The organism is Delftia sp. Lp-1 (assembly GCF_020523835.1).
GTDB lineage: Bacteria > Pseudomonadota > Gammaproteobacteria > Burkholderiales > Burkholderiaceae_C > Comamonas > Comamonas acidovorans.
Window position 1 is genome coordinate 528,162 of the sequence record NZ_JAJALJ010000004.1, and the last position, 23,249, is coordinate 551,410.

At 69.4% G+C, this 23,249-nt stretch carries 23 protein-coding genes; 18 read left to right on the forward strand and 5 right to left on the reverse strand.

Features of this window, described 5'->3' with window-relative positions; all coding sequences use genetic code 11:
- Nucleotides 1-172: 172 nt before the first annotated feature.
- The 15 genes from LGR64_RS27630 (at nucleotide 173) to LGR64_RS27700 (ending at nucleotide 16,324) form a co-directional block, all read left to right on the forward strand.
- Nucleotides 173-3,820, forward strand: a complete 3,648-nt coding sequence (locus tag LGR64_RS27630; RefSeq protein ID WP_230357414.1) for a fibronectin type III domain-containing protein — start codon at nucleotides 173-175, stop codon at nucleotides 3,818-3,820.
- A 173-nt stretch (nucleotides 3,821-3,993) separates the two neighbouring features.
- On the forward strand, nucleotides 3,994-4,674 hold the full coding sequence (locus LGR64_RS27635; RefSeq protein WP_141833010.1) for a fumarylacetoacetate hydrolase family protein: 681 nt from the start codon (nucleotides 3,994-3,996) through the stop codon (nucleotides 4,672-4,674).
- The gene (locus LGR64_RS27640) at nucleotides 4,671-5,432 is read left to right on the forward strand and encodes a fumarylacetoacetate hydrolase family protein (protein ID WP_141833012.1); all 762 of its coding nucleotides are present in this window, start codon (nucleotides 4,671-4,673) and stop codon (nucleotides 5,430-5,432) included. The genes LGR64_RS27635 and LGR64_RS27640 overlap by 4 nt, the downstream gene beginning before the upstream one ends.
- 27 nt (nucleotides 5,433-5,459) lie before the next feature.
- Nucleotides 5,460-6,917 (forward strand): 5-carboxymethyl-2-hydroxymuconate semialdehyde dehydrogenase, encoded by a 1,458-nt coding sequence (gene hpaE, locus LGR64_RS27645; RefSeq protein ID WP_012202045.1) that lies wholly within the window; start codon nucleotides 5,460-5,462, stop codon nucleotides 6,915-6,917.
- A 45-nt stretch (nucleotides 6,918-6,962) separates the two neighbouring features.
- The gene (locus LGR64_RS27650) at nucleotides 6,963-7,970 is read left to right on the forward strand and encodes a tripartite tricarboxylate transporter substrate binding protein (protein WP_230357416.1); all 1,008 of its coding nucleotides are present in this window, start codon (nucleotides 6,963-6,965) and stop codon (nucleotides 7,968-7,970) included.
- A 22-nt stretch (nucleotides 7,971-7,992) separates the two neighbouring features.
- Complete coding sequence (locus tag LGR64_RS27655) at nucleotides 7,993-8,319, forward strand: aromatic ring-opening dioxygenase subunit LigA (protein ID WP_012202043.1); 327 nt, start codon at nucleotides 7,993-7,995, stop codon at nucleotides 8,317-8,319.
- Nucleotide 8,320: 1 nt separating this feature from the next.
- Complete coding sequence (locus LGR64_RS27660; protein WP_141833016.1) at nucleotides 8,321-9,139, forward strand: extradiol ring-cleavage dioxygenase; 819 nt, start codon at nucleotides 8,321-8,323, stop codon at nucleotides 9,137-9,139.
- The gene (locus LGR64_RS27665; RefSeq protein ID WP_012202041.1) at nucleotides 9,140-9,574 is read left to right on the forward strand and encodes a 5-carboxymethyl-2-hydroxymuconate Delta-isomerase; all 435 of its coding nucleotides are present in this window, start codon (nucleotides 9,140-9,142) and stop codon (nucleotides 9,572-9,574) included.
- A 1-nt stretch (nucleotide 9,575) separates the two neighbouring features.
- On the forward strand, nucleotides 9,576-10,409 hold the full coding sequence (gene hpaH, locus LGR64_RS27670; protein ID WP_141833018.1) for a 2-oxo-hept-4-ene-1,7-dioate hydratase: 834 nt from the start codon (nucleotides 9,576-9,578) through the stop codon (nucleotides 10,407-10,409).
- A 45-nt stretch (nucleotides 10,410-10,454) separates the two neighbouring features.
- Nucleotides 10,455-11,909, forward strand: coding sequence for an NAD-dependent succinate-semialdehyde dehydrogenase (locus LGR64_RS27675; RefSeq protein ID WP_141833020.1), 1,455 nt, complete (start codon nucleotides 10,455-10,457; stop codon nucleotides 11,907-11,909).
- A gap of 18 nt (nucleotides 11,910-11,927) precedes the next feature.
- Complete coding sequence (locus tag LGR64_RS27680; RefSeq protein WP_012202038.1) at nucleotides 11,928-12,749, forward strand: aldolase/citrate lyase family protein; 822 nt, start codon at nucleotides 11,928-11,930, stop codon at nucleotides 12,747-12,749.
- Nucleotides 12,750-12,835: 86 nt separating this feature from the next.
- Nucleotides 12,836-13,324: a homoprotocatechuate degradation operon regulator HpaR gene (gene hpaR, locus LGR64_RS27685; RefSeq protein ID WP_013800005.1), complete on the forward strand. Its 489-nt coding sequence runs from the start codon at nucleotides 12,836-12,838 to the stop codon at nucleotides 13,322-13,324.
- A gap of 44 nt (nucleotides 13,325-13,368) precedes the next feature.
- Nucleotides 13,369-14,004, forward strand: a complete 636-nt coding sequence (locus LGR64_RS27690; protein WP_141833022.1) for a 3'-5' exonuclease — start codon at nucleotides 13,369-13,371, stop codon at nucleotides 14,002-14,004.
- Between the two features lie 190 nt (nucleotides 14,005-14,194).
- Nucleotides 14,195-14,698: a flavin reductase family protein gene (locus tag LGR64_RS27695; protein ID WP_012202035.1), complete on the forward strand. Its 504-nt coding sequence runs from the start codon at nucleotides 14,195-14,197 to the stop codon at nucleotides 14,696-14,698.
- A 210-nt stretch (nucleotides 14,699-14,908) separates the two neighbouring features.
- Complete coding sequence (locus LGR64_RS27700) at nucleotides 14,909-16,324, forward strand: amino acid permease (protein WP_141833024.1); 1,416 nt, start codon at nucleotides 14,909-14,911, stop codon at nucleotides 16,322-16,324.
- Here the strand turns inward: LGR64_RS27700 and LGR64_RS27705 are convergent.
- Nucleotides 16,321-17,520 (reverse strand): DUF5666 domain-containing protein, encoded by a 1,200-nt coding sequence (locus tag LGR64_RS27705; protein WP_230357418.1) that lies wholly within the window; start codon nucleotides 17,518-17,520, stop codon nucleotides 16,321-16,323. The genes LGR64_RS27700 and LGR64_RS27705 overlap by 4 nt on opposite strands.
- A 148-nt stretch (nucleotides 17,521-17,668) precedes the next feature.
- Between LGR64_RS27705 and LGR64_RS27710 the strand changes: the two genes are divergently transcribed.
- Genes LGR64_RS27710 through LGR64_RS27720 form a run of 3 tightly spaced genes read left to right on the forward strand, consistent with a single transcriptional unit; the run spans nucleotide 17,669 to nucleotide 20,386 of the window.
- On the forward strand, nucleotides 17,669-18,379 hold the full coding sequence (locus LGR64_RS27710; protein ID WP_224986229.1) for a PepSY domain-containing protein: 711 nt from the start codon (nucleotides 17,669-17,671) through the stop codon (nucleotides 18,377-18,379).
- Nucleotides 18,379-19,059, forward strand: coding sequence for a response regulator transcription factor (locus LGR64_RS27715; RefSeq protein WP_016452258.1), 681 nt, complete (start codon nucleotides 18,379-18,381; stop codon nucleotides 19,057-19,059). The genes LGR64_RS27710 and LGR64_RS27715 overlap by 1 nt, the downstream gene beginning before the upstream one ends.
- On the forward strand, nucleotides 19,049-20,386 hold the full coding sequence (locus tag LGR64_RS27720) for a sensor histidine kinase (RefSeq protein WP_141833028.1): 1,338 nt from the start codon (nucleotides 19,049-19,051) through the stop codon (nucleotides 20,384-20,386). Before LGR64_RS27715 ends, LGR64_RS27720 begins: the two co-directional genes overlap by 11 nt.
- A gap of 19 nt (nucleotides 20,387-20,405) precedes the next feature.
- On the opposite strand, the gene minE is transcribed toward LGR64_RS27720, so the two are convergent.
- From minE to LGR64_RS27740, 4 genes are all read right to left on the reverse strand, one after another.
- Complete coding sequence (minE, locus tag LGR64_RS27725) at nucleotides 20,406-20,669, reverse strand: cell division topological specificity factor MinE (protein WP_012202033.1); 264 nt, start codon at nucleotides 20,667-20,669, stop codon at nucleotides 20,406-20,408.
- 6 nt (nucleotides 20,670-20,675) lie between these two features.
- Complete coding sequence (gene minD, locus LGR64_RS27730) at nucleotides 20,676-21,488, reverse strand: septum site-determining protein MinD (RefSeq protein WP_034397563.1); 813 nt, start codon at nucleotides 21,486-21,488, stop codon at nucleotides 20,676-20,678.
- A 49-nt stretch (nucleotides 21,489-21,537) separates the two neighbouring features.
- On the reverse strand, nucleotides 21,538-22,284 hold the full coding sequence (minC, locus tag LGR64_RS27735; protein WP_043823374.1) for a septum site-determining protein MinC: 747 nt from the start codon (nucleotides 22,282-22,284) through the stop codon (nucleotides 21,538-21,540).
- A 168-nt stretch (nucleotides 22,285-22,452) separates the two neighbouring features.
- The gene (locus LGR64_RS27740) at nucleotides 22,453-23,241 is read right to left on the reverse strand and encodes a crotonase/enoyl-CoA hydratase family protein (protein WP_141833030.1); all 789 of its coding nucleotides are present in this window, start codon (nucleotides 23,239-23,241) and stop codon (nucleotides 22,453-22,455) included.
- Between the last annotated feature and the right edge of the window lie 8 nt (nucleotides 23,242-23,249).

The window sequence follows — 23,249 nt, forward strand, 5'->3', positions numbered from 1 at the left end:
AAAGCAAAGCGCAGGCTTCACGGCGCAATGAACCAAAGACGGCTCCCCCGCGGGAGCCGTCTTTTTTTGCATGGCAGCTTGCCGCCATCGTGCATGGCCTGCCGTCACCGGGCTGTCACAGCCGCCTTTTACAGTCGCGCGATTTGTCACACAGGGGATGGTGAGCATGCGCATGGATACTTTGGATTGGCGGCACAAGGCGATTGCAACGGCCTGCCTGGCCCTGTGTGGCGCTGCATGGTCCGCGCCCTTCACCCCGGGCAATCTGGTGGCCTACCGCGTGGGCACCGGCACGGGCGCCCTGCCTGTGTACCTGGACGAGTACCGCGTGGACGGCACCCTGGTGCAATCGCTGCCGCTGTCAGGCGGTGCAACGCCGCTGACGGCCAGCAGCACGGGCTCGGAAGGCCTGCTCAACCGCTCGGCCAACGGCCTGTGCCTGACGGTCCCCGGCTATGCGGTGGCACCGGGCGGCGCCGATCCCAAGACGGCGGCGGCACGCGGCGTGGCCTTTGTCGATGCCGACGGTGTGGTGGGCAATGGCACGCGACTGGGTGGTACGGCCTTGGTCGGCGATGCCTTTCGCAGCGTGGTCAGCGACGACTGCAGCCGCGCCTGGGCCAGCGGCAGCGGCAGCCCCAACGCCAACCGCGGCATCTGGTTCGTCCAGAAAGATGCCACCAGCGCCACCCAGCTGAGCAACAAGAACACCCAGGGCATCACCATGGCCGATGGCCAGCTCTACGCGGCCTTTGCCAGCGGCGACACGCTCAACAGGATCGGAACCGGGCTGCCCACGACAGGCACGCCCGCAGTCAGCGCGCTGCCGGGCCTGGCGGGCAACAACCTGCGCGGCCTGGCCTTCCTCGATCTCGATGGCACGCCGGGCGCAGACACGCTCTACGTGGCCGCCAACAACGATGGCACCGGCACGGTGCGCAAGTACACGCTGGAAGCGGGCACCTGGGTGGCCCGGGGCTCGGCGCCGCTGGCAGGCGCCCATGGCCTGGCAGCCGTGCATCTGGGCCAGGGCGCGGTCATGCTGCTGGCCACCGGCTCCGACGGGCAGTTGTATCGCCTGTTCGATGCCTCGGGCCGCACCGGCACGCTGGCGGGCACGCCGCAGCCGCTGGCGTCGGGCATCGACGGCGTGCTGTACGGCCTGGCCTGGGCACCCGAAGTGTCCCCGCCGGCTGCCGTGCCCGCAGCCCCTGCGAGCGTGAATGCCAGCGCCTCGGGCAACAGCGTGCAGGCGCAGTGGGCCAGCGTGAACGGCGCGTCCTACTACCTGGTCGAACTGTCCAGCGACGGCTTCACCACCGTGTCGCACAGCCTGGCGGTGTTCGGCACCAGCCAGACCGTGGACGGCCTGGCGGCCGGCAGCCACCAGGTGCGCGTGCGTGCGGTGAACAGCCTCGGCGGCGGGGCGGCCGGCGTTTCCGCGCCCGTCACCACCAGCCCGCCCCCGACGACTTCCCTGCCCGCGCTGACCGCGTACTCGGGCGTGGTCGGCGATGCCAGCGATGTCCTCGCGGGCACGGGCCTGTCCTTCACCGTCAGCGATCCGGCCGCCACGGTCAGCGCCACGTCCAGCAATCTCGCCGTGGTCGCCGCCAACGGCCTGGTGGCGACGCAAAGCGGTGGCAACGCCGTGCTCAAGATCACGCCCACCGGCGTGGGCTATGCCGAAATCACCGTCACACTGACCAACGCGGGCGGCGCCTCCGTCAGCCGCACCATCAAGTACGCGGCCTCGGCCAACACCGCCGCCAACACCAGCCCGCGCTGGCTGGCCGGGCGCTCGGACGCATCGACGGCCATCGTCATCGATGCTGCCACCATGCTGGTGGGCGACGACGAGGCACCTGCCCAGGATGCCTCGGGCAATGCGCTGCCGGCCGGCAACTCCTTCTCGGCCTATGGCCCGGCCGGCGGGCTGCCCATCAAGCCGCTGATGCTGGACAGGACCGCCCTGGGCCTGGCCGATGCCGCCGCCTGCACCGCCCCCGGCCTCACGGGCCTGGACAGCTGCAAGAGCGACGAGGAAATGGACATCGAGGCCAGCTTTGCCCTGGGCAGCCGCGTGTACGTGGCGGGCTCGCACTCCAACAACAAGAGCGGCAAGTCGCGCACCGACCGCTGGCGCCTGGCGGCGATGGATGTGACCGGCTCCGGCGCCTCCACGGCGCTGACCGCCAGTGGCTACTACCGCTGGCTGCGCGAGGACCTGCGCAGCTGGGACGCGGCCGCGCATGACGGCCTTGCCGCCAACTACCTGGGCCTGGTGGCCAGCTCGGACGGCGGCGCCACCAAGGCGCCCGAGGCCGAGACGATGAGCGGCTTTTCCATCGAAGGCATGTCCACCAGCCCCGACAACGGCGCCGCCTGGCTGGGCTTTCGCGCGCCGCTGGTGCCGGCACCGGGCGCGCCCGCCGTCACGGCCGACCAAGCCACGGGCCGCACGCATGCGCTGATCGTGCCCGTGACCAACTTCGCGGCCCTGCCTGCGGCCGATGGCGGCAGCAAGGGCAGCGCGTCCATGGGCCAGCCGATTCGCCTGGATCTGGGCGGCCGCGGCATCCGCGAAATCCGCAAGAACGCGGCGGGCGAGTACCTGATCATTGCCGGCCCCTCGGCCAGCGCCACGGGCACCGCGCCGCGCAACTTCCAGCTCTATTCCTGGGATGGCCGCGTGAACAGCGCAGGCCTGGCACTGAACCTGCGCCCGCGCGCTGCCGACCTGGCCGCCATCACCGTGCCCAATACCGCCTGCTCGGCCGAAGGCATAGGCGCCATGCCGGCCAGCCTGGACGCAGGCGGCAGCGTGGACATCATCAGCGACTGCGGCGATGCCGATTTCTACGGCGATGGCACCGTGGCCAAGGACCTGCCCTATGCCGCCTGGAAAAAGGCGCGCCTGGACAGCCTGGCGGTGCCGGCGCTGTCCACCGTGGCCCTGTCCGCCCAGGCCGTGGACCAGACATCGGCCGCGGTCCAGGCCACGCCCAGCATGGGCGGCAGCCTGCGCGCCGTGGCCCTGCCCGCCAATGCGCCCGTCCCCAGTTGGGAACAGGTCATGGCCGGCCTGGATGCCGCCGGCCTGCCGGCCCCTGCCAGCAACACGGTCAGCACCGCAGCCGGCACGGCCGCCACGCTGTCCTTCACAGGCCTGGACCCTGCCGTGAGCTACCGCGTGCATGCGGTCAACCTGCCGGCATCGGGCACGGCCAGCGCGCCGGCTGTGCTGGCCCTGAGCAAGCCCGTGCCCATCGGCATGCAGATCGGCACGGGCAGCAACACGGCTGGTGTCAGCAACGGCACGGGCAATGTGGGTGCAGACCAATGGCAGTTCGCCTCGAACTCGGCAGGCTTTCAGCCTGCGCCCTCGCAAAGCCCGCTGCCGGGCAACCTGCGCCTGCCCTACGGCAGCCTGAGCTTCGTGCTCATGGGCGGCACGCCGGGCTCCATGGCCACCATCCGCATGGACCTGCCTGAAGCCGCACCCGCCCAGGCCACGCTCTGGAAGTACGGCCCAACGGCCGCCACGCCCACGGCGCACTGGTATGAGCTGGCCGCATCGGCCTACCGCTTCGCACCCGACCGCCGCTCGGTGAGCTTCGACATCACCGACGGGCAGACGGGCGACAGCGACCTGGCCGTCAACGGCGTCATCGTGGACCCCGTGGCGGTGGCCGCGCCTGCGGCCCTGCCGCCCGGCGCCACGGCCACCCCCGTGCCCGGCCTGTCCACACTGGCCCAGGCGCTGCTGGCGCTGGCCCTGGGCGGCATGGCCACACTGCTCCGCCGCCGCCGCGGCTGACGCCCGCGCGCCTTCTGCACCCGCCGCACCTGGCCGCGCCCGGTGCCCCTTCAAGCCCCTGCACGGTTCGCCGCGCAGGGGCTTTTTGCTGCGGCCTGGGAAAACCCTGAATCCACCGTGTTGACGGGGCTTGTTGCAAAAACAATAATTACCACGTTAACTAAATCCACACCATGCAGATTCAGCCCTTTCTCCTGGATGACGGCCTTTCGCTGGGCACGGTCTACGGCACGCTGCTCAACCAGCAGGCCACCGTGCAGCGCCTGTCGCCGCAGTTCGACAGCGCGCCCTACAAGGCCGCTCCGCGCGCCCCCGTGCTCTATCTCAAGCCGCGCAACACCTGGGCGCGCGATGGCGCTGCGGTGGCCGTGCCGGCCGATCCCGGCGAGGTCCGCGTCGATGCCAGCATCGGCCTGGTGATCGGCCGCAGCGCCACGCGCGTCAGCGAAGCAACGGCCCTGGACCATGTGGCCGGCTGGCTGATCGCCAGCGACCTCACGCTGCCGCACGAGAACTACTACCGCCCCGCCATCCGCCAGCGCTGCCGCGACGGTTTCTGCCCGCTGGGCGCCCTCGTTCGCGGCACAGGCTTTGACGTACAGGCGGCCACGCTCACGGTGTCCATCAATGGTGAACAGGTCTGGCAGCGCGGTTTTGCCGACCTGGTGCGCTCGCCCGCAAGGCTGCTGGCCGACGTGACCGAATTCATGACGCTGTCGCCCGGCGACGTGCTGCTGCTGGGCCCGGGCGAAGGCGCGCCGCTGGCGCGGCCTGGGGGCCGCGTGGTCATCGAGGTGCCCGGCCTGGGCCGGCTCACGCATTCGGTGGTGGCAGAACAGGGAGCAGCAGCATGAAGCACGGACGCGTCATCTTCGAAGGACAGACCCTGCAGGTCACCGAAGGCCCGCACGGACAGGTGCAGTTGCCCGATGGCCGCCTGGTGGCGGAGACCGCCGTGCAGTGGCTGCCGCCGCTGCAGTTCGGCACCGTCTTCGCGCTGGGCCTGAACTATGCGGACCATGCCAAGGAAATCGCCTTCAACAAGGCGCCCGAGGAACCGCTGGTCTTCCTCAAGGGCCCGAACACGCTGAACGGCCACCACGGCCGCACGTACCGGCCCGCCGACGTGGCCTACATGCACTTCGAGTGCGAGCTGGGCGTGGTCATCGGCAAGACCTGCCGCAACGTGCGCCGCGAAGACGCCTACAGCGTGGTCGCCGGCTACTGCACGGCCAACGACTACGCCATACGCGACTACCTGGAGAACTTCTACCGGCCCAACCTGCGCGTGAAGAACCGCGACGGCGCCACGCCCGTGGGCCCGTGGTTCGTCGATGCAGCCGATGTGCCAGACCCCATGAACCTGCGCCTGCGCAGCTGGGTCAACGGCGAGCTCAAGCAGGACGGCAGCACGCGCGACATGGTGCATGACATCCCCTCGCTGATCGCCCATCTGTCGGGCTTCATGACGCTGAACCCCGGCGACCTCATCCTCACGGGCACGCCCGACGGCGTGGCCGACTCCCGCGTGGGCGACGAGATCGTCACCGAGATCGAAGGCCTGGGCCGCCTGGTCAACACCATCGTCGGCGACGCGCCGGCCGCCTCCTGAACCCACCGCACACGCCAAGGAATCCCCATGCGCATTGACCACCTGATCGACGGCAAGGCCGTCGCCGGCAAGGACTATTTCGAGACCGTCAACCCCGCCACCCAGGAGGTGCTGGCCGAGGTTGCCGCTGGCGGCGAGGCCGAGGTGCAGGCCGCCGTCGCCGCCGCGAAGAACGCCTTTCCGAAATGGGCCAACACGCCCGCCACCGAACGCGCCAAGCTCGTGCGCAAGCTGGGCGACCTGATCGCCCGCCATGTGCCCGAGATCGCGCAGACCGAGACCAACGACTGCGGCCAGGTCATCGCCCAGACGGGCAAGCAGCTGGTGCCGCGCGCGGCCGACAACTTCTACTACTTTGCCGAGATGTGCACGCGCGTGGACGGCCACACCTATCCCACGCCCACGCACCTGAACTACACCCTGTTCCACCCCGTGGGCGTGTGCGCGCTGATCTCGCCTTGGAACGTGCCCTTCATGACGGCCACCTGGAAGGTGGCGCCCTGCCTGGCCTTCGGCAACACGGCCGTGCTCAAGATGAGCGAGCTGTCGCCCATGACCGCCGCGCGCCTGGGCGAGCTGGCGCTGGAGGCCGGCATTCCGCCCGGCGTGCTCAACCTGGTGCACGGCTACGGCAAGGACGCGGGCGAGCCCCTGGTGCGCCACCGCGATGTGCGTGCCGTCTCGTTCACGGGCTCGACCCAGACCGGCAACCGCATCGTGCAGGCCGCCGGCCTCAAGAAATTCAGCATGGAGCTGGGCGGCAAGAGCCCCTTCGTGATCTTTGACGACGCCGACTTCGAGCGCGCGCTGGATGCGGCCGTGTTCATGATCTTCTCCAACAACGGCGAGCGCTGCACGGCCGGCAGCCGCATCCTGGTGCAAAAGGGCATCTACGCAAAGTTCGTGGACCGCTTCGTGGAGCGCGCCAGGAAGATCACCGTGGGCGACCCGCTGGAGGAGTCCACCATCGTCGGCCCCATGATCAGCGCCAGCCACCTGGCCAAGGTGCGCCACTACATCGAGCTGGGCCAGAAGGAAGGCGCCAGCATGCTGTGCGGCGGGCTCGATGCGCCCGTGCTGCCCGAGCGCGTGCGCAAGGGCAACTATGTGCTGCCCACGGTGTTTGCCGACGTGGACAACCGCATGCAGATCGCCCAGGACGAGATCTTCGGCCCCGTGGCCTGCATCATCCCCTTCAGCGACGAGGCTGAGGCCGTGCGCCTGGCCAACGACATCCAGTACGGCCTGTCCAGCTACGTCTGGACCGAGAGCGTGGGCCGCGCCCACCGCGTGGCCGCCGCCATCGAGGCCGGCATGTGCTTCGTCAACAGCCAGAACGTGCGCGACCTGCGCCAGCCCTTCGGCGGCACCAAGGCCTCGGGCACGGGCCGCGAGGGCGGCAGCTGGAGCTACGAGGTCTTCTGCGAGCCCAAGAACGTGGCCGTATCGCTGGGCTCGCACCATATTCCGCACTGGGGCGTCTGAACGGGCGACCAGCGACAACGACAAAGAGAACCGAGGAGACAAGACATGCAACGCCGCCATTTCCTGCAATCCACCGCAGCCACCACGGCCGCAGCGCTGATGCTCCCGGGCCTTTCCCAGGCCCAGCCCGGTAGCCCGGCCGGCACCTGGCCTGCAAAGCCGCTGCGCATCATCGTGCCCTTCACGCCGGGCGGCACCACCGACCTGGTGGCGCGCCTGGTGGGCACCGAGCTGGGCAAGTCCCTGGGCCAGCCTGGCATGGGCCACCCCGTCATCGTGGAGAACAAGCCCGGCGCGGGCACGGTGATCGGCGTGGACTATGTGTCCAAGCAGCCGACCGACGGCTACACCCTGGTGTGCGTGGCCAACAGCTTCACGGCCAACAAGACGCTGGTGAAGAACCTGCCCTACGACACCACGCGCGACCTCAAGCCCGTGGCGCTGATGGGCCTGTCCGAGCATGTGCTGGCCACCCACCCGGGCAGCGGACTGAAGACGCTGGCGGACCTGCGCAGCCGCGCCAAGGCCAGGCCCGGCGAGCTCAGCTATGCCTCGTTCGGCAACGGCACCTCGGCCCATCTGTCGGGCGCGCTGCTGTGCCAGGAGATGGGCATCGAGATGGTCCACATCCCCTACAAGGGCCAGGGCCCGGCGCTGGCCGACCTGCTGGGCGGCCAGGTGGACGTGATGTTCGGCAACTGGCCCGAGTTCCGTGGCCATGTGCAAAGCGGCAAGCTGGTGGCACTGGGCATGGCCACGCGCCAGCGCTCGCAGTTCGCTCCCCAGGTGCCCACGCTGGCCGAGCAGGGCGTGGCGCTGGAATCCAACTCCTGGCAGGGTCTGCTGGCACCCGGTGCCACGCCCGATGCACTGGTGCAGCGCATCAACGCCGCCGTGGTCAAGGCCCTGGCCGAGCCCGCCGTGGTGGATGCCTTCGCGCGCGGCGGCATCGTCTCGCAGGCCGGCACGGCGCAGCAGTTCGCGGCCTTCGTCACCAGCGAAATCGCCAAGTACGAAGCCATCATCCGCCGCGCCAACATCACGCTGGGCTGAGGCTGGACCACCGGGAGACGCCATGAGCCTGTACACCATGCAGAAATTCCTGTTCCAGCTCAACCGCGAGCCCGAGGTGCAGCGGCGCTTTGCCGAGGACCGCGCCGCGCTGCTGGCCGAGTACGCGCTGGAGCCCGAGGAGTACGAAGCCATGTTCCACGGCGACATCGGCAAGCTCTACGTGCTGGGCTGCAACGGCCAGCTGCTGATGCACTTCGCGCCGCTGCTGGGAATGCCCTGGGCCGACTACCTGCAGGCCATGCGCGACGGCGTGCAAAAGCACGGACCGGTGCGCGCGGGCGTCTACGCGATGACGACAGCCACCAACGAAAAGATCGCAGGAGTTTGAGATGAGTCTGGTATTTGCAGGCGTTTGCAGCCACGCGCCCGGCATCACGGGCCGCGCACACCTGGCCGATCCGGCCACCAGGGATGCCTTCCATGCCGCCTTCCGCGACATGGGCGCACGGCTGGAGGCGGCGCGGCCCGATGCCGTGATCGTCATCGCGGCCGAGCACTTCGCCAACTTCTTCATGAACAACATGCCGGCCTATGCCATCGGCATGGCAGACCACTACGAAGGGCCCATCGAGGACCCGGCCTGGCTGGGCATAGAGCGCCACTGCATCCCCGGCAATGCCGAACTGTCGCGGCGCCTGATCACCGAGGTCATGCAGACCGTGGACGTGGCCTTTGCCGAGGAGTGGAAGTTCGACCACGGCATCATGGTCCCGCTGCACTTTCTGACACCGGCCTATGACAAGGACATCATCCCCGTCAACATCAACTGCCAGGGCCCGCCGCTGACGCCGCTGCACCGCGCCTGGGCCTTTGGCGAGGCCCTGCGCCGCGCCTGCGACAAGGTGCCCGAGCGCATCGCCATCGTGGGCACGGGCGGCATCTCGCACTGGCCGGCCACGCCCGACTCGGGCAAGGTCAACTGGGAGTGGGACCAGCAGTTCATGGACCGCTGGTGCCGCAACGACCGGGACGCGCTGCTGTCGTACACCGACGCCGAGACCTACCGCGACGGCGGCCAGGGCGGCTTCGAGATCCGCAGCTTCATCGCCGTGGCCGCCGCCGCGCGCGGCGCGGGCCAGGTGCTGTACTGCCAGCCCATTCCCATCTTCGCCGTGAGCTGCACGGCCGCCACCATGGAGGTGGCCTGAATGCCGCACGTGGTCATCCTCTACACGGCCAGCCTGGACGCGCACACCGACATGACGCAGCTGTGCCGCGCCCTGGCCGACACCATGCTCACCGTGCGTGCCGAAGACGGCGCCCAGGTCTTTCCCACGGGCGGCACGCGCGTGCTGGCCTACCCCGCGCCGCACAGCGCCGTGGCCGATGGCGGGGCCGCGGGCCGCGCAGCGGGCGGCGATGGCGACTACGGCTTCATCTACATCAACCTGCGCATGGGCCGGGGCCGCTCGGCCGCCGTGCAGCAGCAGGCCGGCGACGCCCTGCTGGCCTGCGCGCGCCGCCATCTGCAGCCGCTGTTCGCGCAGCGCCACCTGGGCCTGACCGTGCAGGTCGATGAAAGCCCGGGCCAGGTCTACGACGGCAAGCACAGCACCCTTCACCCCCTCTTTTCCAGGCCTTGAAATGTTTCCCCAAGAACTGTTGACCCAACTGGCCCAGGAACTCGACCGCAGCGAGAAGACGCGCGTTCAGGTCGAGCATTTCTCCAAGCGCTTTCCCGGCATGACCGTGGAGGATGGCTACCGCGTCTCGCGCGAATGGGTGCGCCTGCAGATCGCGGCGGGCCGCAAGGTAATCGGCCACAAGATCGGCCTGACCTCGCGCGCCATGCAGATATCAAGCCAGATCGACGAGCCCGACTACGGCACCCTGCTCGACAGCATGCTCTACCGGTGCACGCCGGGTCAGGTGCTGGACATCCCGGCCGCGCGCTTCATCGCGCCGCGCGTGGAGGTGGAGCTGGCCTTCGTGCTCAAGGCGCCGCTGCGCGGCCCGGGCCTGCCCGGCGGCAAGGAGATCACGCTGCAGGACGTGCTGGACGCCACCGACCACGTGACGCCGGCCATCGAGATCATCGACGCGCGCATCGAGCAGTTCGACCGCCACACCAAGGCCATGCGCAAGGTCTACGACACCATCAGCGACAACGCGGCCAATGCGGGCATCGTGGTCGGCGCCGGGCAGGCTGTTCCCGGGGTGCTTGACCTGCCCTGGTGCGGCGCCATACTGCGCTGCAACGGCGTGGTCGAGGAGACCGGCCTGGCTGCCGGCGTGCAGGGCCATCCCGCCATCGGCGTGGCCTGGCTGGCCAACAAGCTCTCGCCCTGGGGCGAGGCCCTGGAGGCCGGCCAGACCGTGCTGGCCGGCTCGTTCACGCGCCCCGTGGCCGCCAAGCCTGGCGACCTGTTCGACGCCGACTACGGCCCGCTGGGCCGCCTGCAATTCCGTTTTGTCTAGGCGCCGTCGTCCCGACGCCTGCCCCGCACTTATTGGAGATTTCCCATGCCGCTTGCACTGCGCGACCCCAGCCTGCTCAAGAACCTCTGCCTGATTGACGGCCAATGGCTGGCCGCCGACGATGGCAGCCGCATCGACGTCCACAACCCCGCCACGGGCGAGGCCGTGGGCCATGTGCCCCGCATGGGCGAGGCCGAGACGCAGCGTGCCATCGCCGCCGCCGAACGCGCCTTCGCCCTCTGGAAGCAGCAGACCGCCGAGGCCCGCGCGCGCCTGCTGCATCGCTGGTTCGAGCTGATGATGGAGAACCAGGAGGACCTGGCCCTGATCATGACCAGCGAGCAGGGCAAGCCCCTGGCCGAGTCGCGCGGCGAGATCGCCTACGCGGCCTCCTACGTGCAGTGGTTTGCCGAGGAAGCCCGCCGCATCTACGGCTCCACCGTGCCCGCGCCCTGGGCCGACAAGCGCATCATCGTGACCAAGGAGCCCGTGGGGGTCTGCGCCGCGATCACGCCCTGGAACTTCCCGGCCGCCATGATCACGCGCAAGGTCGCGCCGGCCCTGGCCGCGGGCTGCACCATCATCGTCAAGCCCGCGCAGCAGACACCGCTGTCGGCCCTGGCCATGGCCGAGCTGGCCCAGCGCGCCGGCATTCCCGAAGGCGTGTTCAGCGTGATCACGGGCTCCTCGCGCGCCATCGGCGGCGTGCTCACGGCCAGCATGGCCGTGCGCAAGCTGACCTTCACGGGCTCCACCGAAGTGGGCCGCGTGCTGGCCGAGCAATGCGCGCCCACGCTCAAGAAGATGTCGCTGGAGCTGGGCGGCAATGCGCCCTTCATCGTCTTCGACGACGCGGACCTGGATGCCGCCGTCGAGGGCGCCATGGCCTCCAAGTACCGCAACACCGGCCAGACCTGCGTGTGCGCCAACCGCCTGCTGGTGCAGGACGGCGTGTACGACGCCTTCATGGCCAGGCTCAAGGTCGCCGTGCAGGCCCTCAAGGTGGGCAACGGGCTGGAGGCCGGCGTGGGCCAGGGCCCGCTGATCGACCAGGCCGCCGTGGACAAGGTCGAGGAGCTGGTGGCCGACGCCGTGAAGAACGGCGCCGAGGTCGTGCTGGGCGGCAAGCGCCATGCGCTGGGCGGCACCTTCTACGAGCCCACCATCCTGGCCCATGCCACGGACCGCATGCGCATCGCCAGGGAAGAGGTCTTCGGCCCCGTGGCGCCCGTGTTCCGCTTCAAGACCGAGGAAGAGGCCATCCGCATGGCCAACGACACCGAGTACGGCCTGGCCGCCTACTTCTACGCCCGCGACGTGGGCCGCGTGTGGCGCGTGGGCGAGGCGCTGGAGTACGGCATGGTGGGCATCAACAGCGGCATCATCAGCACGGCCGTGGCGCCGTTTGGCGGCGTCAAGCAGTCGGGCATGGGCCGCGAGGGCGGCGCCGCCGGCATAGAGGAATACCTGAGCACCAAGTACCTGTGCATGGGCCACTGAGGCCCGGACAATCACACCATGCAGACACCTGTGAACCGCTTCAAGGCCGCCATTGCGGCCGACCAACCCCAGATCGGCCTGTGGCTGGGCCTGGCCGACGCCTATTCGGCGGAAATCTGCGCGGGCGCCGGCTTCGACTGGCTCCTGATCGACGGCGAGCATTCGCCCAACGACACGCGCACCCTGCTGGCGCAGCTGCAGGCCATCGCGGCCTATCCCGACAGCCATGCCATTGCCCGCGTGCCCATGGGACACGGCGAGGTCGGCGAGATGCTGATCAAGCAGTACCTGGACATCGGCGTGCAGACCCTGCTCGTGCCCATGGTGGACACGGCCGAGCAGGCCGCACGCATCGTGCGTGCCGCGCGCTATCCGCAGGCCGACGGCCAGGGCGGCATCCGCGGCATGGGCGGCGCACGCGCCTCGGCCTGGGGCCGGCGCGCCAACTACGCCCATGAAGCCAACGCCCAGGTCTGCGTGCTGGTGCAGGTGGAAACGCGCCAGGCGCTGGCCCACCTGGACGCCATTGCCGCCACCGAGGGCGTGGACGGCGTCTTCATCGGCCCGGCCGACCTGTCGGCCTCCATGGGCCACATCGGCAACCCCGGCCATCCCGAGGTGCAGGAGGCGATTGCCGACGCCATCGCCCGCATACGCCGCGCCGGCAAGGCGCCCGGCATCCTCACGCCCAACGAGGCCCTGGCGCGCAAGTACCTGGAGCTGGGCTGCACCTTCACGGCCGTGGGCCTGGACACCAGCGTGCTGGTGCAGGCCACCAGCGCCCTGGCTGCACGCTTCAAGCAGGCAGCGGCCCCCGCGCCGAAAAGCCAGACCTATTGAGGCCCCGGCCTGACAAGGCGCCCGCAACGCCGCTCCGGGGAGGGAGCGGCGGCTGCATAGAATCCAGCCGACAGATGCTGCCGAACATGCCCCAGACCACGCCCTCTTTTGCCCCCGAGCCGCTGCGCGCCTTCTCGCGCTCCCTGCCCATGGCGCTGCTGCGCGCCCGCGAGTCGGTCATGGTGCGCTTTCGGCCCATGCTGCGCGCCCATGGCCTGACCGAACAGCAGTGGCGCGTGCTGCGCGCCATGGCGGCGGTCACGCACAGGCTGCGGCCCATGGAACTGTCGCAGGCCACCTACATCAGCATGCCCAGCCTCTCGCGCCTGCTCAAGACGCTGGAAGGCCGGCAGCTGGTGGAGCGCTCGCGCCACGCCAGCGACATGCGCGGCGCCGAGTTCGAACTCACGGCGGCCGGCCACGCCATCGTGGCCGAGATCGCGCCGCATTCCTCCGAGACCTATGCCGAGATCGAGCGCCTGGTGGGCCATGAAGAGATCGAGCAGCTCTACGCCCTGCTCGACCAGGTCGTGCAGCGCCTGGGCGCGGCCGACGGCAGCCAGGCCGAGGAATAGCCGCCCCGGCACGCCGGTCGGGCACTGCCGGGCACAATCGCCCCATGCCGCAGCCGATTGCCGTCATCGACTTTGAAACCACGGGCATGGCGCCCGCCCAGGGCGCGCGTGCCACCGAGGTGGCCATCGTGCTGATCGAGGGCGGCCAGGTGGTGGACCGCTTCCAGAGCCTGATGCGCACGGGCGCCTGGATACCGCCCTTCATCACGCGGCTGACCGGCATCACCAATGCCATGGTCTCAGCCGCGCCGCCCGCCGAGGACGTGATGCGCGATGCCGCGCGCTTCGTGGGCAGCGCCCCCATGGTGGCGCACAACGCGGCCTTCGACAGCAAGTTCTGGCAGTCCGAGCTGGCCCTGGCCGGCCAGGCCGCGCCCCAGCCCTTTGCATGCACCGTGCTGCTGTCGCGCCGCATCTACCCGGAGGCGCCCAGCCACAGCCTGAGCCGGCTCACCGCCCACCTGGGCCTGCCCGTGGCCGAGCGTGCCCACCGGGCGCTGGCCGATGCCGAGATGGCCGCCGCCCTGCTGGCGCGCATGCAGCAGGACCTGTGCCGGCGCCACGCGCTGGCCTGGCCCGAGCATGCCCTGCTGATGCAGCTGCAGCGCTGCACGCGGGCCCGCATGACGGCCTGGCTGAACGAGAACGCCGCGCCCGCCCAGATGAGCATGGTGCTGTGAGCCGGCGCCGCGCACACAGGGCAAAGACCTCCCTGGTAGAGGCCCCATCGGCCGCTTCTGCCGGCATCCGCACCCATAATGCAAGGTTGCTGCCCGGCTCCGGGCGCCCGTCCCAAACGCTGCAGCCCTGCTGCGGCCTTGCTGCCGCCTGGTTCTTGCACCCGTGAATTCCGCACTGCCTTCCGCCGCCATGGCCGCCCTGCCTCCACAGTCCCCGTTCTCGTCGCGCGAGTTCCGCGACGCGCTGGGCCAGTTCGCCACGGGCGTGACCATCGTCACCGCACGCAGCCCGCAGGGCCATCCGGTGGGCGTCACCGTGAGCTCGTTCAACTCCGTCTCGCTCACGCCGCCGCTGGTGCTGTGGAGCATGGCGCTGTCGGCAGCCTCGCTGCCCGTGTTCCAGCATTGCTCGCACTACGCCATCCACGTGCTGTCGGCCTCGCAAAAGCCCCTGGCCGAGCTGTTCGCGCGCAAGGGCGTTGACCGCTTCGCCAACACCGCCTGGCGCAGCTCGGCCCAGGGCGTTCCACTGCTTTCCGAAGCCACCACCGTCTTCGAGTGCCGCAACCGCCATCGCCATGAAGAAGGCGACCATGTGATCTTCATCGGCGAGGTCGAGCAGTGCAGCCACCAGGCCGGCCACACGCCGCTGCTGTACCACGCAGGCCGCATGCACACGGGCGGCCTGGGCTGAGCCCGGGCCCGCGGCAGCACTCTCGTCGCATTTTTCGGCGACTCCCCCAATTCCCGTTCCTTTCCGCCTCCGGGTAATCCCCGGTCCGGGAAATCGGTGTCTGCGCATATTGTATATACAGGCTTATACATCTGATCGCAGACCCATCCGCAGGCTGATGAAGCCCGTGGATGCGGCAGCCATTTCACCAATGACGGGGGGAGACAGCGCATGAGTTCACCATCTGCAGGCAGCCTGCACCGAGGGCTGTCGGCCCGCCATATCCGCTTCATGGCGCTGGGCTCGGCCATAGGCACGGGGCTGTTCTACGGCTCGGCCAAGGCCATACAGCAGGCGGGGCCCTCGGTGCTGATCGCCTACCTGCTGGCGGGTGCGGCGGTCTACATGGTGATGCGCGCGCTGGGCGAGATGGCCGTGCACAACCCCGTGCCCGGCTCCTTCGGCCAGTACGCCAGCGACTACCTGGGGCCGTTCGCCGGCTTCGTCACGGGCTGGACCTATACCTTCGAGATGGTCATCGTCTGCCTGGCCGACGTGACGGCCTTCGGCATCTACATGGGGTTCTGGTTTCCCGAGGTGCCGCGCTGGATCTGGGTGCTGTCCATCGTCTGCTTCATCGGCGCGCTCAACCTGTGCTCGGTCAAGGTGTTCGGCGAGATGGAGTTCTGGCTGTCCCTGCTCAAGGTGGCGGCCATCATCGCCATGATCGGCGGCGGCCTGGGCATCATGGTGTTCGGCTTCGGCATGGCAGCCGACCAGGCGCCCACCGGCGTGCAGAACCTGTGGGTGCACGGCGGCTTCATGCCCCATGGCGTCTCGGGGCTGATCGCCTCGCTGGCGGTGGTGGTGTTCGCCTTCGGCGGCATCGAGATCATCGGCATCTCGGCCGGCGAGGCCAAGGATCCGGCGCGCGTGATCCCGCGCGCCATCAACGCCGTGCCGCTGCGCATCCTGCTGTTCTACGTGCTGACGCTGTTCGTGCTGATGAGCATCTTCCCCTGGCCGCAGATCGGCAGCCAGGGCAGCCCCTTCGTGCAGATCTTCAGCGGCCTGGGCATTTCCTCGGCCGCCACCATTCTCAACATCGTGGTGATCTCGGCGGCCGTGTCGGCCATCAACAGCGACATCTTCGGCGCCGGCCGCATGCTGTACGGCATGGCGCACCAGGGCCAGGCCCCCGGCGGCTTCGGCCGTGTCTCGCGCCATGGCGTGCCCTGGATGACGGTGGTGGTGATGGCCGTGGCGCTGCTGGCCGGCGTGGTGCTGAACTACCTGATCCCCGAGGACGTGTTCCTGCTGATCGCCTCCATCGCCACCTTCGCCACGGTCTGGGTCTGGCTGATGATCCTGCTGTCGCAGTTCGCGGCGCGCCGCCGCATGAGCCCGCAGCAAGTGGCCGCGCTGAAGTTCCCGGTCCCGCTGTGGCCCGCCGCGCCGCTGGCCGCCATCGGCTTCATGCTGCTGGTGCTGGGCGTGCTCGGCTACTTCCCCCACACCCGTGCAGCCCTGGTCGTGGGCGGCCTGTGGATCGTGCTGCTGGGCGCCGCCTACCTGCTGTGGGTGCGCCCCGCCGCCGCGCGTGCGCAGAGCGAGGCGATGCGGCCTGCGGCGAACGCGAACCCTTAGTCGAACTCGACCTCGGTGGCCACCACCATCGCGCCATCGATCGAGAGCCGGCCCTTGACCTCGACCACGCGCCCCACGGCAATTTGGGCAGCGCTGCCATCCTCGAAGCGCGCATTGCGATAGTCCACGCGCACGCCGCGCAGCTCGAAGATGCCGGCCAGGCTGTCGACAGCGGTGATGCGACCCTCGATCTCGAAGCCATCGTCACTGTCCAGCCGCAGCTTGCGCTCGACCTCGGAGGCGCGAAGCACCCCGTCCTGGAACATACCCTCGACCTCGACCAGGTCGCCCACGGCAAGGCCTGCGGGCAGGCGTGTGGCGCTGCCCGCGTCCACGCTCAGGCCGTCCACGACGAAGCGGGTCGGCGAGTCCATCCGGGTGATATGGCCGGTGACGTCGGCCTCCACTCCCGCCTGTTCGGGCAGCGTGGGTCGCTGCACCGACAGTGCGGTGGCCACCCACAGGCCGGCGGCATCGGGCTGGCGCGCCAGGCGCAGGCTGACCACGTCGCCGGCAGCCAGCGCTGCGGCAACCTGCACGCCGCTCCAGTTGACGACGGCCTCGCCGATGCGCAGGGTGCGGCGCGACGCGTCAACGGCATCCACAGGCGCGCGCAGGCGCCAGGGCTCGTCGGCGTCATCCTCGATCTCGATGCGGCTGGCAAGAATGCGGCCCTGCGCATCGCGCAGGCCGTGGACTTCCAGCACACGGCCGACCTGCAGCGCCGCCGCGCGGCCGTCCTCGAACACCGTGGCCGCATCGACGATCACGGTCTGGCCCAGTACGGTCAGCCGGTCGCCCACGACCGCGCTCAACGGACCTTCCAGATCGCTGCGCACAAGAATCTGGCGGGCCATGGCGCGCGCCACACCATCGCTGCCGGTGGTCACGGGGTCGGCCGTGACATGGACCGCCATGCCCAGCTTGAGCGCATCGCCGGCCAGCAGGACGCCATCGCCATCGGTGATCCGGGCCTGGCGCTCGTCATACCGCACCCCATTGACCAGGATGGAGCCGAAGCCGTCAATGGTGCCCGACGCATAGCTGGCGCTGGGAGTGACCGGCGTGGGGGCGGGCTTGTCAGCCCCGCCGCCGCCACCGCCGCAAGCGGCCAGCAGCACGGACAGCGAGAGCGCGCCAGCGCCCAGGACCCGGTGCAATGGCGGGGCAGAGCGGGAAAAGCGAAGAAAATGCATGGTGTTCGATGCCAGAAAGAAACAGATGAAAAGGCACCGCGGCGGGGCCATCGGTGCAACCGCCTGCAGTGTCGGCAAAGGCGCCTAAACCGCGCATGAATGGCGCGTTCATGCACTGTTTAAGAACGTGCACATAAGATGCGTGGCCGTGAAACTCCGCCTCGCACTTGCTGCCTTGCTGGCCTTGCCGCTGGCGCCCGCCTCTGCCACCACGCCAGCGGAGCATGAAAGCGTGCGCCGCGAGGTGCAGTCGAAGCGCCTGCGGCCCTTGGCGGAAATCCTCCAGGACGTGCAGCAGCGCCACAAAGGGCGCGTCATCGACATCGAACTCGAGCGCGGCGCCGACGGCCGGCGCTGGTACGAAATCAAGCTCGCCAATGGCCAGCGCACGGAGATCTATATCGATGCAGTCACGGGACAGGACATCCCCCGGCCGGGCGCGACCACCGCCGTGCTGATACCCATGTCCGCCGTGGCGGCAGCCGTCACCCGCTTGCATCCCGGCACCGTGCTGCAGATCGAGCTGGAGGAAACGCGCAGCCCCAGGCCCTACTACGAGATCCAGCTGCTCACGCGCGAAGGCCGTGAGCAGCTGCTGCGCGCCGACGCCCAGACGGGCCGCATCCTGGTGGAGCCTGTCCTGAGCCGGGAGCAGGCCGCCACGCTGCAACCGCTGCCGCGCATTCTTGAGGAACTGGAGCGCAAGTACCAGGCCCGCGCCACAGAGGCCGAGCTCAAGATCGACGTCCGGCAGCGCGCCTACTACGAGGTCGAGTTGCAGCTGAGCGCCGGCCGCAGCATCGAAGTGCATGTGGATGCGTACAGCGGCCAGCCCATCGAAGAGGACGGACTGCGCTGATGCGGGTGCTCATCGTCGAAGACGACGCCGATCTTGCTGCAGGCCTGCAGGCCATCCTGCAGGAGGCCGGCATGCTGGCCGAGTGCTGCGCGGACGGCCGCCTCGCCCAGGAACTGGGCAGCGTCGAACACTATGACGCCGCCTTGCTGGACCTGGGGCTGCCAGGACAGGACGGCGTCTCGGTGCTGCGCCATTGGCGCGAGCAGGGCCGCTCCTTTCCCGTGCTGGTGCTCACGGCCCGCAACCGCTGGAGCGACAAGCTCACGGCCTTCCAGGCCGGCGCGGACGACTACCTGACCAAGCCCTTTCTGCACGAGGAGGTCGTCACGCGGCTGCGCGTGCTGCACCGGCGCGCAGCAGGCAGCAGCCGGCCCCTGGTGCAGATAGGCCCGCTGGCCTACGACACCATGGCAGACCGCTTCACGCTCGAAGGACGGCCGCTTGCGCTGACCGCGCAGGAGCAACGCATCCTGAGCTTTCTGACCAACCGGCATGGACAGCTCGTCAGCCGCGCCGACATCAGCGAGCATGTCTACGCACGCGACCTGGACCCGGACTCCAACACCGTGGACGTGCTGGTCGGCCGCATCCGCCGCAAACTGTCCCCGCATGGCCTGATCCATACCGAGCGCGGACGGGGCTTTCGCCTGCAGCAGGCCAGCGGCGACCATGCGTCCTAGGCACTGGGGCCTGTCGGAGCGCCTGCTGGCGCTGAGCCTGGTGGCCACGCTGGCCTGCGGCACGGCCGCCAGCTGGCTGCTGCGCGAGCAGTTGCACGACGCGGTGCTGCGCAGCTTCAAGGCCGGCCTGCAGGACCGCGCCGAGCGGCTGCAGGCCGAACTGCAGTCCCCGGGGCCCCTGACCGGACAGGGCACGCGGCTCAATCGCGGCGAGTTCGGCCGCATTTTCTCGGGCTGGTACTGGACACTGGAGCAGGACGGGCGGCTGCAGCAGTCGCGCTCGGTCTGGGACGACAGCCTGGAGCTGGACGACGCCCGTCCCTGGCCCCGGCACAAGGGCAGCGAGACGCTGCTGTCGCTGCGCGGGCCGCAGGGGCGCGAACTGCTGGGCCTGCGCCGCAGCTTCGATGTCGCGGGCCGGCGCGTGCAGCTGCATGTCTTCGGCCCGCTGGACGGTACGCGCCAGGAATGGCGCCGCATCGACCGCATCCTGCTGGTCACCGAGCTGGGCCTGGTCGCCGCGCTGCTGCTGTGCACGGTGGCGCTGGTGCGCCTGGGATTGCAGCCGCTGCGCAGCCTGCAGCAGGCGCTGCAGGACATGGAAGACGGCACACGCACGCAGCTGGGGCGGCACTTCGGCCCCGACCTGGACCCGATTGCCGAGGCCGTGGACCAGGTGCTGCAGCGCAATGCCCAGGTCGTGGAGCGCGCGCGCCACCAGGCGGCCGACCTGAGCCATGCGCTCAAGAAGCCGCTGGCCGTGCTCGGCATCCAGGCACGCGGCCATCAGGTCGATGGCCCGTGGCTGCGTGACCAGGTACAGGCCATGTCCCACACCATCGACCGCCATCTGGCGCGCTTCGCCAGCGGCGCCGGCAGCGCCGGCAGCGTGGCGCTGGATGAGGTGCTGGCCCGGCTGCTGGATGCCATGCGCCAGATCCACGCCCAGCGGCGCCTGTCCTGGTCCATCCAGACCTCCACGCCGCTGCCCGGCCATGGGCTGCGCTGGCGCGGCGCGGCCTCGGACCTGGAGGAGATGGCGGGAAACCTGCTGGACAACGCCGGCAAGTGGGCACGCAGCCGCGTCACGCTGACCGTATGCCAGGATGGCACGACGACGCTGCTGCAGATCGATGACGACGGCCCAGGCCTGGCGCCGGAGCATCTCGCGCAGGCCATGGAGCGCGGTGTCCGCTTCGACGAACAGGCCCAGGGCCACGGCCTGGGCCTGGCCATCGTGCGCGACATCGCCGAGACCTATGGTGGATCGCTGGAGATGGGGCCGAGCCCGCTGGGCGGGTTGCGCTGCACGCTGCGCCTGGGCTGAGCACAGCGCCGGGCGGCGCTCAGCGCGAGGCGTCGGGCAGTTCGATCTTGACTTCGAGCACTTCCAGGTTTTCCTGGCGCTCCAGGTGCACCTTGATGTCGTTGACGTCGATGTCCACGTACTTGGAGATCACCGCCATCAGCTCCTTTTGCAGCGCAGGCAGGTAGTCGGGACCGCCGCCGTTGCCGCCCACGCGTTCGCGCGCGAGGATGATCTGCAGGCGCTCCTTGGCCACCGAGGCCGTCTTCTTCTTTTCTCCGAGCAGGAAAGAGAGCATGGACATGGCCGCTTACCTCCCCCCGAACATGCGTTTGAAGAAGCCGGGCTTTTGCGCTTCGGTGAAGCGCATGGGCTTTTCCTCGCCCAGGAAGCGCGCGACCACGTCCTGGTAGGCCTCGGCCACGTCCGAGCCCTGCATGTGCACGGCGGGAATGCCCTGGTTGGAGGCCTGCAGCACGGTTTCGGATTCGGGCACGACGCCGATCAGCTCGATGCGCAGGATGTCCTGGATGTCCTCCAGCGACAGCATCTGGCCGTCCTGCACGCGGTTGGGGTTGTAGCGCGTGATCAGCAGGTGTTCCTTGACGCTCTCGCCCGCAATGGCGCGCGCGGTCTTGGAGCTGAGCATGCCCAGGATGCGGTCGGAGTCGCGCACGGAGGAGACTTCCGGGTTGGTCACGACCAGGGCCTCGTCGGCGAAGTGCATGGCGATCAGCGCGCCGCTTTCGATGCCGGCCGGCGAGTCGCAGATGATGTACTCGAAGTCCATGCCCGACAGGTCGTCCAGGATCTTCTTGACGCCGTCCTGCGTCAGCGCATCCTTGTCACGCGTCTGGGAGGCGGCCAGCACGAAGAGGTTGTCGCACTGCTTGTCCTTGATCAGGGCCTGGTTGAGGTTGGCCTCTCCCTGGATGACGTTGATCAGGTCGTAGACCACGCGGCGCTCGCAGCCCATGATCAGGTCGAGGTTGCGCAGGCCCACGTCGAAATCGATGACGGCGGTCTTGTGCCCGCGCAATGCGAGGCCCGATGCGAAGCTGGCACTGGTGGTGGTCTTGCCCACGCCACCCTTGCCGGAGGTCACGACGACTATTTTGGCCATGTTTGCACGGTTCCTTAAAGACTGGAGAGCAAAGAAGAGGGGTCCGGTGTCATACCGGCTCGATGAGGATTTTCTCGCCGTCGAGACGCACCTTGGCGGGCCTGGCAGCCACGTCCGCCGGGAGATCGGTCTCGATTGTGCGATAGATGCCGGCAATCGACAGCAGCTGTGCTTCCATGCAGGTGCTGAAGATGCGCGCCTCGGTGTTGCCGCGCGCCCCGGCGATGGCCCTGCCGCGCAGCGGCGCGTAGACATGGACGTTGCCGTCGGCGATGACTTCGGCACCATAGCTGACCATGGCCAGCACCACGATGTCGGTGCCGCGCGCATAGACGCGCTGGCCCGAGCGCAGCGGCTTGTCCACGATGAGGGCGTCGGCCTGGGGAGCAGGCACCTCGCGCACCACCTCGATCTCGCGCACGACTTCCTGGATCTCGATCTCGGGCACCGTGGGCCGCACGGGTGCGGCCTCGGGCGCGGGCGCCAGGCCTGCGGCACGCGCCGCCTCCATCTGCGCCGGGCTGCCGCCGCGCACGGCCACGGGCACGGTGCGGTGAAAGCGCAGCGCCTCCACGAGCACGGCGAAGTCGATGGCCTCCTCGGCATCACGCACATGGGCCAGGTCGATCAGCACGGGGTCGTTGTCGAAGAAATCCGGGTCGTCGGCCAGGCGCTGGGCCAGGTCGGCCACGAGCGCACGTACGTCGGTATCCCGCAGGGTCACGGCCACCACGGGCAGCTGCGCGCTCTTGAGGTCGAAGCTGGGGCGGGCAGTACTCGTCGTTTCAACGGCCATGGGACTGGGAGTGCGGTGGATGGGAGAGTTGCCTCTCGACGCGCAAAGTGTACTGTGTGCGCAGTACATGGGCGCCCACTCCCGCCGGGAGGCCGGCACCGGGGAGTGTCCATTTGTGTTGTGTCACACACGGCCCATGCCCCCGTGGCGGGGGCCGGGCGGGCCCGGTCACTGAAACCGGGGCTTACGCTTCTCCACGAAGGCCATCACGGCCTCGCGGTGGTCGGCGGTCTTGTGGGCCAGGGCCTGGTAGCCGGCGGACAGCTCCAGCAGCGACTCCAGCGTGCTGTGCTCGCCCTCGCGCAAGAGGCGCTTGGTCATGCGCATGACGGCGCCGGGGTTGGCGGCGATCTTGTCGGCCAGCGCGCGCGCCGTGGGCAGCAGCTGGTCGGCGGGCACGACGCGGCTGACCAGGCCGCAGGCCAGGGCCTCCTGCGCGTCGATGGCCTCGCCCGTGAATGCCATCTCAGCCGCCTTGGCACGGCCCACGGCGCGCGGCAGCAGCCAGGCGCCGCCGTCGCCGGGGACGATGCCCACGCGCACGAAGCTCTCGGCAAAGGTGGCCGTCTCGCTGGCGATGCGGATGTCGCACATGCAGGTCAGGTCCAGCCCCGCGCCGATGGCCGGGCCGTTGACGGCGCAGATCACGGGCACGTCCAGCTGGTTGAGGGCGCGCGGAATGCGCTGTATGCCCTGGCGGTACTCCTCGCGGATGGCGTCGGGCGTGAGCGCGTCGTCGAAGAAGCGCTGCATGTCCTTGACGTTGCCGCCCGAGCTGAAGATGGGGCCGGCGCCCGTGAGGATGACGGCCTTGACCGAGGCATCGCGCCGGATCTCGTCGCAGACCTGCACGAATTCCTCCGCGGCCGTGTTGCCCGTGAGCGCGTTGCGCGTCTCGGGCTGGTTCATGGTGAGGGTCCAGATGGCGCCGTCGCGCGCGATGTTCAGAAAGGGCATGGATGGGG